10 protein-coding genes and 1 pseudogene are annotated in these 14391 nt (G+C 72.7%); 7 read left to right on the top strand and 4 right to left on the bottom strand.

Annotated features, from left to right (window positions below; translation table 11 throughout):
- Both AB0H83_RS43700 and AB0H83_RS43695 read right to left on the bottom strand, forming a co-directional pair.
- Positions 1–312 (bottom strand): annotated as a pseudogene (locus AB0H83_RS43700) (hypothetical protein); the annotation flags it as partial.
- The gene (locus tag AB0H83_RS43695; RefSeq protein ID WP_360107005.1) at positions 299–1219 is read right to left on the bottom strand and encodes a TetR family transcriptional regulator; all 921 of its coding nucleotides are present in this window, start codon (positions 1217–1219) and stop codon (positions 299–301) included. The pseudogene AB0H83_RS43700 and the gene AB0H83_RS43695, both read right to left, overlap by 14 nt.
- Positions 1220–1313: 94 nt before the next feature.
- Here AB0H83_RS43695 and AB0H83_RS43690 point away from each other — a divergent pair, with 94 nt between their 5' ends.
- The 7 genes from AB0H83_RS43690 to AB0H83_RS43660 all read left to right on the top strand — a co-directional run bounded on the left by AB0H83_RS43690 (position 1314) and on the right by AB0H83_RS43660 (position 12093).
- A complete protein-coding gene (locus AB0H83_RS43690; RefSeq protein WP_360107002.1) occupies positions 1314–2351 on the top strand; it encodes a phosphotransferase family protein in 1038 nt (345 codons plus the stop codon).
- Positions 2351–3556 (top strand): acyl-CoA dehydrogenase family protein, encoded by a 1206-nt coding sequence (locus AB0H83_RS43685; RefSeq protein WP_360106999.1) that lies wholly within the window; start codon positions 2351–2353, stop codon positions 3554–3556. The genes AB0H83_RS43690 and AB0H83_RS43685 overlap by 1 nt, the downstream gene beginning before the upstream one ends.
- A 379-nt stretch (positions 3557–3935) precedes the next feature.
- Positions 3936–5663 (top strand): hypothetical protein, encoded by a 1728-nt coding sequence (locus AB0H83_RS43680; RefSeq protein WP_360106996.1) that lies wholly within the window; start codon positions 3936–3938, stop codon positions 5661–5663.
- 23 nt (positions 5664–5686) lie between these two features.
- Positions 5687–6442: an FkbM family methyltransferase gene (locus tag AB0H83_RS43675; RefSeq protein ID WP_360106993.1), complete on the top strand. Its 756-nt coding sequence runs from the start codon at positions 5687–5689 to the stop codon at positions 6440–6442.
- Positions 6443–6494: 52 nt separating this feature from the next.
- Positions 6495–7253, top strand: coding sequence for a class I SAM-dependent methyltransferase (locus tag AB0H83_RS43670; RefSeq protein WP_360106990.1), 759 nt, complete (start codon positions 6495–6497; stop codon positions 7251–7253).
- A gap of 49 nt (positions 7254–7302) precedes the next feature.
- On the top strand, positions 7303–7461 hold the full coding sequence (locus tag AB0H83_RS43665; RefSeq protein ID WP_360106987.1) for a hypothetical protein: 159 nt from the start codon (positions 7303–7305) through the stop codon (positions 7459–7461).
- Positions 7462–7770: 309 nt separating this feature from the next.
- Positions 7771–12093 (top strand): alpha-(1->3)-arabinofuranosyltransferase, encoded by a 4323-nt coding sequence (locus AB0H83_RS43660; protein WP_360106984.1) that lies wholly within the window; start codon positions 7771–7773, stop codon positions 12091–12093.
- Here the strand turns inward: AB0H83_RS43660 and AB0H83_RS43655 are convergent.
- Positions 12003–13226 carry an acyltransferase gene (locus AB0H83_RS43655; RefSeq protein ID WP_360106981.1) on the bottom strand — a complete coding sequence of 408 codons (1224 nt, stop codon included), beginning with the start codon at positions 13224–13226 and terminating at the stop codon, positions 12003–12005. The two genes, AB0H83_RS43660 and AB0H83_RS43655, sit on opposite strands and share 91 nt — an antisense overlap.
- 133 nt (positions 13227–13359) lie before the next feature.
- Positions 13360–14106 (bottom strand): class I SAM-dependent methyltransferase, encoded by a 747-nt coding sequence (locus AB0H83_RS43650; protein ID WP_360106978.1) that lies wholly within the window; start codon positions 14104–14106, stop codon positions 13360–13362.
- Positions 14107–14391: the final 285 nt, after the last annotated feature.

Below are 14391 nucleotides of genomic sequence, written 5' to 3'. Positions count from 1 at the left end.
GAGGATGAACAGGAACAGCCAGGTCGGGCCGAACGACGACCGGGCGGCTTCGGGCCAGGCGAGCGCCGGATCGGACGGATGCTGCACGAACCTCACCAGGATTCCCGGCGCATCACCGGGACCGGCGTCGGGCCAGCCGTTACCGGACAGCAGCGCTGCCAGCTGCCCGGCCAACCACAACAGCAGCCCGACCACGCCGCCGGCACCAAGGACAACTGCCCCGACGATCACCAGGAACCGGACAGCCGCGTCGTGCTCTCCCTGTTCAGAACTCACGAGCGTACTCCCGCCGGGTCCTTCAGCGTCCGTCACGCGTTGTGGAAGCGTCGATCTCCGCGTTGGAGCGTGACTCTACTACGTCGGGACGAGGAGAGGCCGCTCCTTGATGGCGTCGAAAAATGTGCTCCCGGGCCCCGATCATCCGCAGCGCCAGCTCGGCGTACTCGCGGGCGATCTCGGCCGGGCTCGTCGGGCCGGCAGGGTCGAACCACTGTGGCAGCGAGGTGCACATCGTGGCGATGGCCCGCCCGGTCTCCAGCGGCATGGCGACGTGCGCGTCGCCGCGCTCGACGGCGTGGGCGATCTCCAGGTCGATCCGGTGCTGCACCTCGTTTCGCCGTGCTGCGACGCGACTGCGGTCCGGCTCGGCGATGCTGCGCATCTCACTGGCTCCGATGAAGGCCAGCTCGGGTCGTGAGGTGTGGAAGAGCGCGAGCGCCTCGACGAGGCGCGCCAGCCGTGCCAGGGGGCCGTCGGCATCACCGGCGGCCTCCCGGATGCGCCAGTCGATCTCGTCCATCGTGAGATCCAGGATGCGCACCAGGATCGCCTGCTTGCTCTCGTAGTAGTGGTAGATGCCGGGGATGCTCATCCCGGCCCGGGCCGCGATCGTGCGCATGGTCGCTCCGTGATAGCCGGTGCGGACGAACTCTTCGATCGCCGCGGACAGCACCGGGTCGGCGTCGAGCGGCCCGAAGACCCGCCAGGCCTCCGTCCCGGCGGACGAGTGGGATGAAGGAGCGGTGTGCAGTAGGGACCCGGCGGACACGTCCAGTGCGGTGGCGAGATCGAGAAGCCGCTGCACCGAGACCCCGGTCCGGTCGTTCTCGATCGCGCTGATGGTCGCCGCGCTGACGCCGAGCCGATCGGCCAGCGCGCGCACCGAGAGTCCGCGGCGCTGCCGTGCCGCCCGCATCCGGGATCCTAGCGTGGCCGCCATGGTGTTCAGCATATCTGAACACCGGTCGACCAATTATCCAGAGTTCGCAGAAGGGGCATTCGCAACGACCGAGCAAGCGTTCTATAGTCACGGCGTGGACGGCAACGATCTGATCCGCCCCGACCGGCTGGGGCAGCTCCTGGCGGAGGCGACCGGCGACGCCCGGTGGGCCCACCTCGAGCCGCTGCTCATCACCGGCGGCAAGTCCAACCTCACCTTCGAGCTCACCAGCGCGGCCGGCTCGCTGATCCTGCGCCGGCCACCGACCGGGCCGCTGCTGCCCCGTGCCCACGACATGGGGCGCGAGGCACGGGTGCAGCGGGCGCTGGCCGCCACCGGCGTGCCGGTGGCGGCGATCGTCCTCGAGCAGCGTGAGCCCGACCTGCTCGACGTCCCCTTCTACGTGATGGAGAAGGTGCCCGGTGTCGTGATGACCGACGCCGCGCTGGACGGGTACGTCCCCACCGCGGCGGAGCGGGTCGCCGCCGTCGACGCGCTCGTCGACACGCTCGCCGTGCTCCACGAGGTCGAGCCCGAGGCGGTCAGGCTCGGCGACTACGGGCGGCCGCAGCACTTCGTGGCCCGGCAGGTCCGCACCTGGACCAGGCAGTGGGAGGCCGCCAAGACACACGACGTCGCGGCCGTCGACGCGCTCGCCACGCGGCTGGCCGGGCACGAGTGGCCCGAGCCGGCGCGCGCCTCGGTCGTCCACGGCGACTACCGGCTCGACAACTGCATCTTCGACGCGGCCGACCCTTCGCGGGTCAACGCCGTCCTGGACTGGGAGCTCTCCACGCTCGGCGACCCGCTCGCCGACCTGGGCATGCTGCTGTCCTACTGGGTGGAGACCGGCGAACCCAGGCCGACCCTGACGCCGAACCTGACCGCAGCGCCGGGCTTCCCCGGCCGGGCGTACGTCGCCGAGCGCTACGGAAACGTCTCCGGCCGGGACCTGGCCCAGCTGCACTGGTACGTCGCGTTCGCGCACTTCAAGTTCGCCGGAATCGCCCAAGGGATCGCCGCGCGTGTCGCCGGCGGCCAGATGGCCGGGCAGGACTTCGGTGATCTCGACGCCGAGATCGAACGCATCGCGGGCCGCGGGCTCGCCATCCTCGACGAAGGGAAGCCGTGATGGACTTCGAGCTGTCGGCCAAGGCCCACGACATGTGCCACCGCATGTGGGACTTCATGAACGAAGAAGTCTTCCCGGCCGAACGGGTGTGGCACGACCACCTGCGCGAGCACGGCGAACACTCGTACCCGCCGATCATGGAGCAGCTCAAGGCCTCGGCCCGCAAGCGTGGTCTGTGGAACCTCTTCCTGCCCGAACTCAGCGGCATGACGAACCTGGAGTACGCCTCGGTGGCCGAGATCACCGGCTGGTCGCCGGTCATCGCGCCGGAGGCGATCAACTGCCAGGCACCCGACACCGGCAACATGGAGACGCTCGAACGCTTCGCCACCGAGCAGCAGCGCAAGCAGTGGCTCGACCCGCTGCTCGCGGGCGAGATCCGCTCGGCGTTCGCGATGACGGAGCCGCAGGTCGCCTCCTCCGACGCCACCAACATCGAGCTGTCGATCGTGCGCGACGGTGACGAGTACGTCATCAACGGCCGCAAGTGGTGGATCACCGGCGTGGCGGACGAGCGTTGCAAGGTCTTCATCGTCATGGGCAAGACCGATCCGCAGGCGTCCACCCACCGTCAGCAGTCGATGGTGCTCGTCCCCCGAGACACCCCCGGCCTGGAGATCGTGCGTCACCTGCCGATCTTCGGCTACCAGGACCAGCACGGCCACTCCGAGCTCGCCTTCACCGACGTCCGCGTCCCCGTCGCCAACCGGCTGGCCGAGGAGGGCGACGGTTTTCTGATCTCGCAGGCGCGGCTCGGCCCCGGCCGCATCCACCACGCGATGCGCGCGATCGGCATGGCCGAGCGGGCCCTGGCGCTGATGGTCCAGCGCGCCAAGCACCGGGTCGCGTTCGGCACCACCCTGGCCGACCAGGGCGTCGTGCAGGATCTCATCGCGAAGTCACGCATCGAGATCGACCAGGTCCGCCTGTACGTCCAGCGCACCGCGTGGCTCATCGACAAGCACGGCGCCAGCGGCGCCCGCTCGGAGATCGCCGGCATCAAGGTTGCCGCTCCCGCGGTGGCGACGGCCGTCATCGACCGCGCCATCGAGGTCTTCGGCGCTGCCGGTGTGAGCGACGACTTCCCGCTCGCCTACTTCTACGCCTGGGCGCGGGTCCTGCGCATCGTCGACGGCCCCGACGCCGTGCACCGGCGCACCGTCGCGCGCACCGAACTCAAGCGTGCGTCCCCGGCGGCGCACTGACGTGTGGCACGACCAGCGGCCCGCCGCCGAGTCGATGTGCCTCGGCGGCGGCATGGGCATGGCGGGGGCGCCACCTTGGGCGGAATCACGCTCGAGGAGGCCCGGTCGTTCACCTACCGGCCGGGTGATGCACTCACCGCCAGGCGCCATGTCGATATGGCGGCAACGGCATGGACGCGGAGTATGTCCAAAGATCATCAACATCTCCGCAGCAGCACCGCACTGACCGAGGGGCCGCCGACGCCTGCCCCTTCTGAGGCAGTGGTGAAGACCTGTGCTTCCAGGCCGTGCTCGACCAGTGGCAGCACCGCGCTGCACGCCGATCGCTGGGCGAACGTACAGTGTCGCCACCTTGGGGTGCAGCGTAGGGAGGTCGGGCATGCGGGAACGGGTCGCGCTGTACGGGATCGCCGCGGTTGTGTGCGTCGTTGTCCTGGGTCCGCTGGTCGTGCCGGGGTACGTGCTCGCGTACGACATGGTCTTTGTCCCTCGGCAGCCCCTGCGGTGGGATCTGGTTGCCCCGGCCGACGCGTTGCCCCGTGCGGTCCCGCTCGACGTGGTCGTCTCGCTGGTCACGCAGGTCGTGCCCGGCTGGCTGCTGCAGCGCTTCGTGCTGGTCGCGGTGCTCACGGTGGCGGCCGTCGGTGCCGGCCGCCTGGTGCCGGCCGACCGGCTGCTGACCCGACTCGTGGCGGCCGTCGGATACGCCTGGACTCCGTACGTGGCGGAGCGGTTGCTCATCGGGCACTGGGCGCTGCTGCTCGGCTACGCGACGCTGCCGTGGCTGGTCGCTGCCGCGATCGGGTTGCGGGCGGGCCGGCCCGGTTCGCTGGCCCGGCTGGTGCTCGCCGCCGCGCCGGCCGCGTTGACCCCGACCGGCGGGCTCATGGCGTTCGTGGTGGTGGCTGTGCTGGTGCCCGGCCGGGTCGCTGCGGTCCGGCCTGCGTCGTTGCGGCCCACCACCGTGCTGGCGATCGCGGCGGTGGCCGCGCTGAACGCGCCCTGGCTGGCCGCGGCCGCCATCACCACCGCGGGCGGCCGCTCCGATCCGTTCGGCGTCACGGCGTTCGCGGCGCGCGCCGAGAACTGGAGCGGCGCGTTCGGCGCGCTCGCCGGTACCGGCGGGATCTGGAACGCCCAGACGACGCCTGCCAGCCGGCAGTCGGCGCTCACACCGCTGGTGACGGCGGTGCTGCTCGCGTTCGCGGTGTCCGGGTTCATGGTGCTGCGGCGGAGGTGGGCCGGCGACGGGTCACCCTTGGCTGCGGGGCCCGCGGTGCGTCTCGCCGCGTTGGCGCTCGGCGGGTTCGCCGTCGCCGCCGCCGGAGCGGTGCCCGTGGTCGCGGACGGGCTGGCGTGGCTGGTGTCCAACGTGCCCGGTGGCGGGCTGCTGCGCGACGGGCAGAAGTTTCTCGCGCCGTACGCGCTGCTGCTCGTCCTGTCCGCGGCGCTCGGCGTCGAACGGCTGGCGGCCCGGATGCCGGCGAACGCGCCCGCGGCGGGGCGGTCCCTGCTGATCGGGCTGATGCTGCTGCCGGTCGTGGCGATGCCGGACCTCGCGCTGGCGGGGGCCGGCCGGCTGCGTCCGGTGCAGTACGGGGCCGACTGGGAGGTGGTGGCCGGCCGGGTCGGCGAGCGGCCCGGGACCGTCCTGTCGCTGCCGCTGGCGGCGTACCGCGTCTACCACTGGAATCCCGGGTCGGTGGTGATCGACCCGCTGCCACGGTACCTGCCCGCCGAGGTCATCACCGACGACCGGCTGCTGGTCGGCGACTCGGTGGTGGAGGGCGAGAACGCCAGGGTGGCCGATATCCGGCGGCTGATGGCCTCGGGTCGCTCCGTGGCGGAGACCGGCGTACGGTGGGTCGTCGTGCAGCGCGACGCGGGCAAGCCCGTCGATGCCGCTTCCCTCGCCGGGTTGCGGTTCGTCTACAGCGGGCCGACGCTCACCCTGTACGAGAATCCCGAAGCCGCCCCCGAGCGCAGGGCGGACCGCTGGCGGCGAGCGCTCGTCACCGCGGCCGGGCTGCTCGCCCTCGGCGTCCTGCTGGCGTCGCTGGCCGCGTCCGGCAGACGCACGCTCGTCCGGCCCAGGACGCGGCCCTGACAGGAAGCGCAGGTGGCACGCTCATGGCTCGACGGACCGGCCGGCTCACCGCGGCGAGCGCCCTGGTGGCGTCGGCGGTCCCCGAACGGATGGTCGCGGCCCTGATCCGGCGGGTGTACCCCCGGGTGGAGCCCGAACTGGCCCGCATCGCCGAGTTCGTGCCGCGCGGCGGGACGGCGCTGGACATCGGCGGGTGGTACGGGCCGTGGACGCGTGGCCTGCGGAAGCTGGCCGACCTGGTGGTCACCGTCGAGCCGAATGCCCAGCTCGCCCGCAGCGTCGGTGTCGCCTACCCCGACGTGCGGGTCATCGAGGCGGCCGTGTCCGACCGAACCGGGACCGCCCGGCTGTACCTGCCGGAGGCCGGCCCGGCGGTCGGAACGTCCTCGCTGGAGCACGGCGGCGACCGGTCGGTGACGGTGCCGCTGGTCACCGTCGACGGGCTGAACCTCAGCGACGTGCGGTTCATGAAGATCGACGTGGAGGGCCATGAGCTGCCGGCGCTGCGCGGCGCCGCCGAGACCATCCGCCGCGACGGTCCCGTGCTGCTCATCGAGGTGGAGGAGCGGGTGCAGCCCGTCGAGCCGGTGGTGGACCTGCTGGCTGGGTGGGGCTACCGCGGGTACGTCCTGCCCGGCGAGCACTGGATCCCGCTCGCCGAGTTCGACCTGATCGCCCATCAGCGCGCGGCGATCAGGCGGGTGCGGCAGAGTTTCCTGCGGCGCGTGCTGGTGCCGAGGCCGCGCTACGTCAACTCTGTATTGTTCCGGCGGGCGTAGGTCTGCCGATGATCCTCCGCCGGTGTCGTTGCGATCCAGGAGCGCAGCCAACATGTCTGTACCACCCCACCGGGCCGATCTCGCCCGTTCCGTGCGGCTGTTCCGCGCGTTCCGCCGTGAGCAGAGCGACCCCGAGTTCTTCTACGGGATGCTCGCCCAGGACACCGTCGGGCAGCTCCGGGCGTACACCGAGCTGACCGGCGCGACAGTGCTCGACGTGGGAGGCGGCTCCGGCTACTTCACCGAGGCGCTGCGCGACGCCGGCGCCACGGTGGTCTGCGTCGACTGTGACGCGGGCGAGATGGCCGCCCGTAACGGCGTGATTCCCGCCGGCAGCGTGCTGGGCAGCGCGCTGCAGTTGCCGGTCGGCACCGGTCTGGTCGATCTGTGCATCTCGTCGAACGTCCTGGAACATGTGCCCGATCCGATCCGGATGGCGCAGGAGATGGTGCGGGTGACCAGGCCCGGCGGCATCGTCTACCTGTCGTACACGAACTGGCTCTCGCCCTGGGGCGGCCACGAGACGTCGCCGTGGCACTACCTGGGCGGTCATCGGGCGGCGCGCCGGTACGAGCGACGGTACGGGCGGCGGCCGAAGAACGTCTACGGCGAGACGATGTTCGCCGTCTCCGTCGCCGAGGTCCTGCGGTGGGTCCGGCGGCAGTCCGACGCCGAGGTCGTCGATCTCATGCCGCGCTATCTTCCCAGGTGGGCCAAGCCGCTGGTCCGGGTGCCGGGCGTGCGCGAGGTGCTCACCTGGAACCTGGTTGTGGTGCTGCGCAGGCGCCGGATTGAGACCTGTCGCAACTGAGCTACCGCGTGGTAACGTGCGACCCGTCACGAACGAGGAGGAGTGTCACATGCCACGAGCACTCACGTTGCTGCTGGCTGGCTTTATCGGTGGAGTCCTCGCCGTGGTGGGGCTGGTTGCGCTCAACCAGCAGTTGAGCGTCTCGTTGCAGTCCGCGGTCACCGCAGAGCAGGAGCCCGCGCAGCCTCAGGTGTACGGCCGCAGGTAGGTTCGTCGTAAGCACGCCGCTGCGCTGACGCGCGCCGCCTCCACGGGCGGCGCCGTCTCCGACCTACGCGACTTCTCGACCGTGACCGCCGCTCTTCGACGTGACCACCAGTAGCGCAAACCCGGCAGGCGCGACCAGCGCCTGCCTGTTGGCGTGGGTGGCGGCCGGACCTGTGCGCGCCGGTCTGACCTGTCCAGGCCCGAAGGCCTTGCCGTTCCGGCCCGACGACGGCGTGGCAGCGGCAATGATCAGCAGCAGTGACCACGATGGGATGGGAACGTGACACCGACGGCGCCTGCCGATGAGGCGGTGACGCCGAACAGTTCACCGGCGTCACGTTCCGCTCCGGGCACCGCACGGCCGGACGTCTCCCCGTCGCCCGCTTCAGCGGTATGGCGCCTGCGCACCGCGGCGGTCTGCGCGGCCCTGACCGGTCTCGCGTTCCTGCAGCGGCCAGGGCTGACGGCCGCCGACTCCAAAACTGACCTGGTGGTCGACCCGGCCCGTTGGCTGGCACGGGCGCTGCACGTCTGGGACCCGGCCGGCGCGTTCGGCCAGCTGCAGAACCAGGCGTACGGCTACCTGTGGCCGATGGGGCCGTTCTTCGTCATCGGCGACTGGACCGGCATCCCGGCGTGGGCGGTCCAGCGGCTGTGGTGGGCGCTGCTGATGTGCCTCGCGTTCGTCGGGGTCGTCATGCTCGCCGAGCGGCTGCGGATCGGCACACCGGCCACCCGCCTCATCGCCGGCGTCGCCTTCGCGCTGTCTCCGAGGCTGCTCACCGAGATGGGCCCGATCTCCGTGGAGGCCTGGCCGAGCGCACTGGCGCCCTGGGTGCTCGTGCCGCTCGCGGGGTTGAGCCGCGGCCTGCCGGCCCGCCGGGCCGTAACCCTCTCGGCGGTGGCGGTCGCCTGCGCCGGTGGCGCCAACGCGACCGCGGTCCTGGCCGTGGTGCCGCTCGCCGTGCTGATGCTGGCAACATCACCGCAGCCGCGGCGCCGCCGGCTGACGGTCATCGCGGCGTGGTGCGCGGCGGTCGGGGCCGCCACCGCCTGGTGGGTGGTGCCACTGCTGCTGCTCGGGCGGTACAGCCCACCGTTCCTGGACTACATCGAAACCGCCGCGGTCACGACCCGGGTCACGGACACGACCACGGTGCTGCGCGGCGCGTCGCACTGGCTCGGCTTCTACGGTGAGGTCTACGGCCCGGCCTGGCCGGCGGGGTGGCGGCTGGCGACCGAGCCCTGGCTGGTCGCTGCCACGCTGGTGGTGGCCGGGCTCGGTGTCGCTGGGCTGGCCCGCCGGGGCATGCCGCACCGCCGGTTCCTGATCGCCGGCCTGCTCACCGGCCTCGGGCTGGTCGGGCTCGGCCACGTCGGGACCGTGGACGGGCTCGCCGCCGAGCTGCAGCAGCGGTTCCTCGACGGCGCCGGTGCGCCGCTGCGCAACGTGCACAAGTTCGACGTCGTCCTGCGGCTGCCGCTGATCCTCGGCCTCGCCCACATGCTGGGGGTCCTGCACCGGTCCGCGGCGGCGGCCGGCGGAGGCTGGCAGGTGACCCGCCGGCGCGCCGTCGCGGTGACCGCCGGTGCCGTCGCCGCGATCCTCGGCTGCGCGACGCCGGCGATCACCGGTGGTCTGCCGAACCGGGGCAGCTTCACCGAGGTCCCCGGCTACTGGCGGGAAGCCACCACGTGGCTCGACCACCACCTCGACGGCGACCGCGTCCTCGTCGTGCCGGCGGCCCGGTTCCCGCGCTACACCTGGGGCAGCCCCACCGACGAGGTGGTCCAGACGCTGCTGAAGGGCAGCTGGGCGGTACGCGGCGCGATCCCCCTGACGCCGCCCACGACGATCCGCCTCCTCGACGCCGTCGATGCCGCGCTGGCCACCGGCGCGGGCTCCGCCGGCCTCGCCGACCTGCTGGCCCGCTCCGGCGTGCGGTACCTGCTGGTGCGGTCCGACCTCAACTACGGCGCCACCGGATCGGCCCGCCCGCTCGTCGTCCGCCAGGCGCTCGACCGGTCGCCGGGACTGCGGTCGGTGGCCGCGTTCGGTCCCATCGTCGGCAACAACAAGCTGTTCGGCGGCTACGTCGACGAGGGGATGGACGTCCCCGTCCGCGCGCTGGAGGTCATCGAGGTGGGCCGGACGGTCGACCGGGTGGTGGCCTACGAGACCGGCAGCGTCACGACCGTCGTCGGTGGACCGGAATCGCTGCTGGACCTCGCGGCCGCCGGCCGGCTGCCGGACGCACCGGCCGTGCTCGCCGGTGACCTCGCCGGCCGGCCCGCGTTCGGGCCCGTCGCGATCACCGACGGCATGCGCCGCCGCGAGGTCGCGTTCGGCCTTGCGTCCGACAGCGCCTCCAGCACCATGGACCCGGCCGAGAGTTTCCAGCTCGGGACGCCCGCTGCGGATTACCTGCCGGCGTGGGGTCCCGGGCAGGCGACGGTCGTGCGGTACGAAGGTGCCCGGGCCGTCACCGCGTCCAGCTCGTGGTCGCAGGCCAACCCGCTCGCCGGGGCCCGCCCCGCGCATCACCCGTACGCCGCCCTCGACGGCGACCCCGCAACGTCGTGGCGTTCGGCTCCGGGCAGCATCCCGACCCAGCAATGGTTCGAGGTCGAGTTCGCCGAGCCGCGCACGGTCGATGAGGTGAAGCTGCAGTTCGACCTGGCGGCCGACGCGCAGCCGGCCCGGGTGACGGTCCGCGCCGGGGCCGAACGCGCGACCACGGACGTGGTCGACGGTGCCGCCGAGGTGCACCTCGACGGTGTCCACGCCACCCGCCGGGTCCGCATCACCTTCGACAGCGTGAGCGTCGGATTCCAGTACAACTCCATCGGCCTCGCGGAGCTGAAGATCCCCGGCCTCGAGGTGGAGCGGACCCTGGTGCCACCCCAGCCGCCGGCGTCGGACCAGCCGGCCACGGTGGTCGTCACCGCCGCGCCCACCGTGCCGTCGTGCTTCTTCATCGACGACCAGCCCCGGTGCGGGGACGGGGTTTCCCGCGCCTCCGAGGACGCCGACCGGATCGACCGTCTCGTCCAGCTGCCGGCCGGTGGCACGTACACGACCGAGCTGTGGGTGCGGCCGCGTCCAGGCACGGCGCTGGACGCACTGCTGGACGGGCAGCGCGAGACGGCCACATCGCGTGACGGCACCGCGACGGTGACCGCCTCGTCGACCCGGCTGCCCCACCCGGCCGCCCGGCCGGGCGCGGTGCTCGACGGCGACCCGGCCACCGCCTGGCTGCCGGCGGTGAGCGATCCCGCGCCGTGGCTGCGGGTGGCATGGCCTCAGCAACGCACCATCAGCGGCCTGCGCCTCACCTCCCACGCGGAGGTCGCCGCCGCCCGGCCGACCCGCGTCCAGGTCGTCGGCGACGACGGGCCGCGCACCGGCACCCTCGACGAGGAGGGGCGGGTCGTGTTCGACCGGCCGATGCGGACCGACGACATCACCGTGCTGTTCCCACCCGGCTTCCCGGCCACCTCGTACGACCCCTACAACAACCGGTTCGAGTCGTTGCCGGTCGGCGTCGGCGAGCTGATCGTGCTGCCGGGCGGGCAGAACCCGCTGCCGAAACTCGACCAGCGGGTGGAGCTGCCGTGCGGGCAGGGCCCGGCGGTGCGGGTCGGCGGCGTGCTCATGGCCACCGCGGTGACCACGACCGTCCGCGACCTCGTCCAGCTGCGCGACGTCAAGGCCCGGGTCTGCACCGACAGCCGCACGAAACTGACCCTCGGCCCCGGCGGCACGCGGCTGACCGCGACCGCGAGCGCGGCGTTCACCCCGGTGCGGCTGGCACTGGCCCCGGTGCAGGCGCAGGCCGCGCCGGTGGCGGCGCCGGTACGGGTCGAGCGCTGGGGCGCGACGCAACGCCGGCTGCAGCTGGCGCCGCACGACAAGGAGCTGCTGCTCGCGGTGCGGGAGAACAGCAACCCCGGCTGGCAGGCGACCGTGGCGGGGCAGCGGCTCACGCCGGTCACCGTTGACGGATGGCAGCAGGGCTGGCTGGTGCCGCCCGGCGTGCACGGCGAGGTCGTGCTGTCGTTCCCCGCCGACCGGCAGTACCGCGGCGGGATGGCGGTCGGGGCCTCGCTGCTCGGCCTGGTCCTCGTGCTGGCCCTGCCCTTACGGCGGCGCAAGGACGACGGCCCTGACGACGAACCCGGCAACGAACCCGGCAAGGCGTTCGACCCTGACTCCGGCGAGGACCTGCGCGCGGACCGGCCCGCGGGGGCCGCGACGATCCCGGCGGCGACCGGCGGCAGGCACGGCACGCGCCTGGTGCCCGCTCTCGTCGGTGCCGCCGCGCTGCTGCTGATCGGCGGGATCGCCGCCGTCGCCATGGTGCTCGCGGGGCTGGCCGCCGTGACGCTGCACGGGGTGCTGACGAGTCGCCTGTCCGGCGGTGACCGGCGGCGGTTGCGGGTCCTGACGCGGGCGCTGGTGTGGCTGCTGCCCGTCGCAGGTTTCGCGGTGGCCGGCTGGCAGTCGATGACGAGCGCCGACCCGCACACGGCGGCGCTGCCTCAGCTGGCGGCGTTGGCCACCGCCACGACGCTGTGGCTCTCGGCCGTGATGCCGGCGCGCCGCCGGGGCCATCGGGCGCCCCAGCGCTGAATCGGGCGCTCCACCAGGTAGTAGCTGGCCGACGCCAGGGCCAGGGCCGCGCCGACCGTGATCGCGTACGTCGACAGCAGACTGCCGGAGAACATCGGCCGGCCGGTCACCCAGTAGAAACACTCGAGCGCGAACGGGTGCCACAGGAACAGCCCGTACGACACGGAGCCCAGCCAGCGGGCGGTGCCGCTGCCGAGGACCGCCTTCGTCTGCGTGCGCGGGCCGAAGGCGATCGGGATCAGCACCATCACGGCGACCGCGAGGTAGAGCACGAGCCGCGTGGCGACCTGGGCTGTGTTGGACGGCATGAGGTCGTGCCAACCGGCCAGCGGCGTGGTCGCCACCGCCAGCGCCGCCACGGCAACGGTCCAGCATGCCAGCGGCGCCGAGCCGAGGGTGTCCAGGAACCGCCACGCCTTCGGCGCGGTGCCCGTCTGCAGCGCGACGTGGGCTCCGCCGAGCGCGATGCCGGCCCCGAACCAGATGGCGAACTGCGGCAACCACAGGCCGCCGGGCCACCGGGCGACGAGCCCGGTCTCCATGACGATCAGCCAGCCGGCGGTGACCGGCACGCTGAGCGCGGCCACCACCATGACCCGCCGAGGGCTCCACCGCCGTCCGAGCGCCGCCGCGGCCACCAGCGGCAGGAGGATGTAGAAGGCCACCTCGGTCGCGAGGCTCCAGGTCTGGCCGATGCCTTCGCGCAGGGGACTGCCGTCGTAGATGTGGGTGAGCGTCGCGTGCCGCACCCAGTCGCCCAGGGACACCGGCCTGTCGTGGGGGAGCAGGGTCAGCACCACCACGACCGTCACCCAGTAGGCGGGCAGGATGCGCAGCATCCGCCGCCACAGGTAGCGACCGGCACCCGGCCGGGGCGCACCGGCCGCCGCCGCGTCCGCCCACGGCCGGAAGAGCAGGAACCCCGACAGCACGAAGAACAGCGCCACTCCGACGTCGAGCGCGCCCAGCCAGTCGCCCCACGCGGCGGTCAGCGTCACCCCGGTGTAGAAGCCGGTGTGCTGCCCGGCCACGGCGAGGGCCCCCATGACGCGCACAGCGTCAAGGGCGGGCAGGCGCGGCAGGCTCCGCGAAGCTTCAACCAATTTCGGCCGTCCGGGGGATGCGTGCGTCATGACTCGGTGGTGACCTGCGGTGCCTTGGATCTGGTGCTGGTGTCCGCCGTCGGGCCACTGTTCCACGTCGGACCGGCGGTGCGCCAGTCGCCGACCGGCGGTGGCCGGCCGGAACCGGTCGACCCCGGCCGGGTCAGGGCTTGACCGCGAGAACGACCAGGATCGACGCCATCGACGGGCGGCGGCAGAAGACCGAATCCAGCCAGGTCAACGCCGGTGGGACACCGTGAAACCGGGCGCCGCGCACACTGACCGGCTGGAAACCCTCGCGGCGCAGCAGGTCGAGCAGTGCCGTGCGGTTGAACAGCCGCAGGTGCCCGACGGGCAGGGTCTGCTGCTTCAGCCGGCGCAGCGGGCCGGCCCCGACCTCGGTGGAGCGGCTCGACGTCTCGTAGAAGATCGGCTGGATGCCGGCCGGAAACAGCAGGCGGTTGTACCAGGCGTGCAGGTTGGGCGTGGTGAGCAGCAGGTGCCCTCCCGGGCGCAGCACCCGCGCGCACTCCTCGACCAGCAGATCGGGGTTGTTGAGATGCTCGATCACCTCAGCCGCGTGGACCAGGTCCATCGACGCGTCGGGCAGCGGGATGCCCTCCCCGAGATCGCACTGATGGAACTCGTACGGCAGCCGGGCGGCCTTGGCGAGCTGGTACTCGGAGTAGTCGACGCCGACCCAGCGGACGCGCTCATCGTCGACGTGCGTGGCGACGTGCGCGAGGAAGCCCCCGTCGCCGCAGCCGACGTCGAGCACCCGCGGTGCTGTGCCGGTGTCTCGGGCCAGGGTGGTTGCGATGATGTCGCGCGCGACGACCTGACGGTGGCGCAGCTCCTCCGGCGGTTGCCCGCCCCAGCCTCCCGCGTCGTAGTAGTCGATCACCGGCACGGCGTCGAGCATAGTCCCTGGACTGCCGTCAGCCTTTCCGGGTCTCGCGCCGTCGACGTGTTGACCGCGGCGCCGGCGGGCCGGTGCCCGACGCCGTGCTCACCTGCCCGGCCGGGTGGGGTGGCGGCCGGGCAGGCGGGTGCTCACGGGCGCCGCACGGACCGCCGGTTGGTGCTGCGTGCCGGACCGTTCGGGCAGAGCGTCTGTCTCGTCGGCAGCTGCGAGTGACGTGATCGACGGGCGGCGCCGGCTGTGGCCGGCGCCACCCTCACCGTGCGGAAACCT

Source organism: Dactylosporangium sp. NPDC050688, from assembly GCF_040654515.1.
Lineage (GTDB): Bacteria > Actinomycetota > Actinomycetes > Mycobacteriales > Micromonosporaceae > Dactylosporangium.
This window is presented reverse-complemented; position numbering and strand designations above follow the sequence as displayed.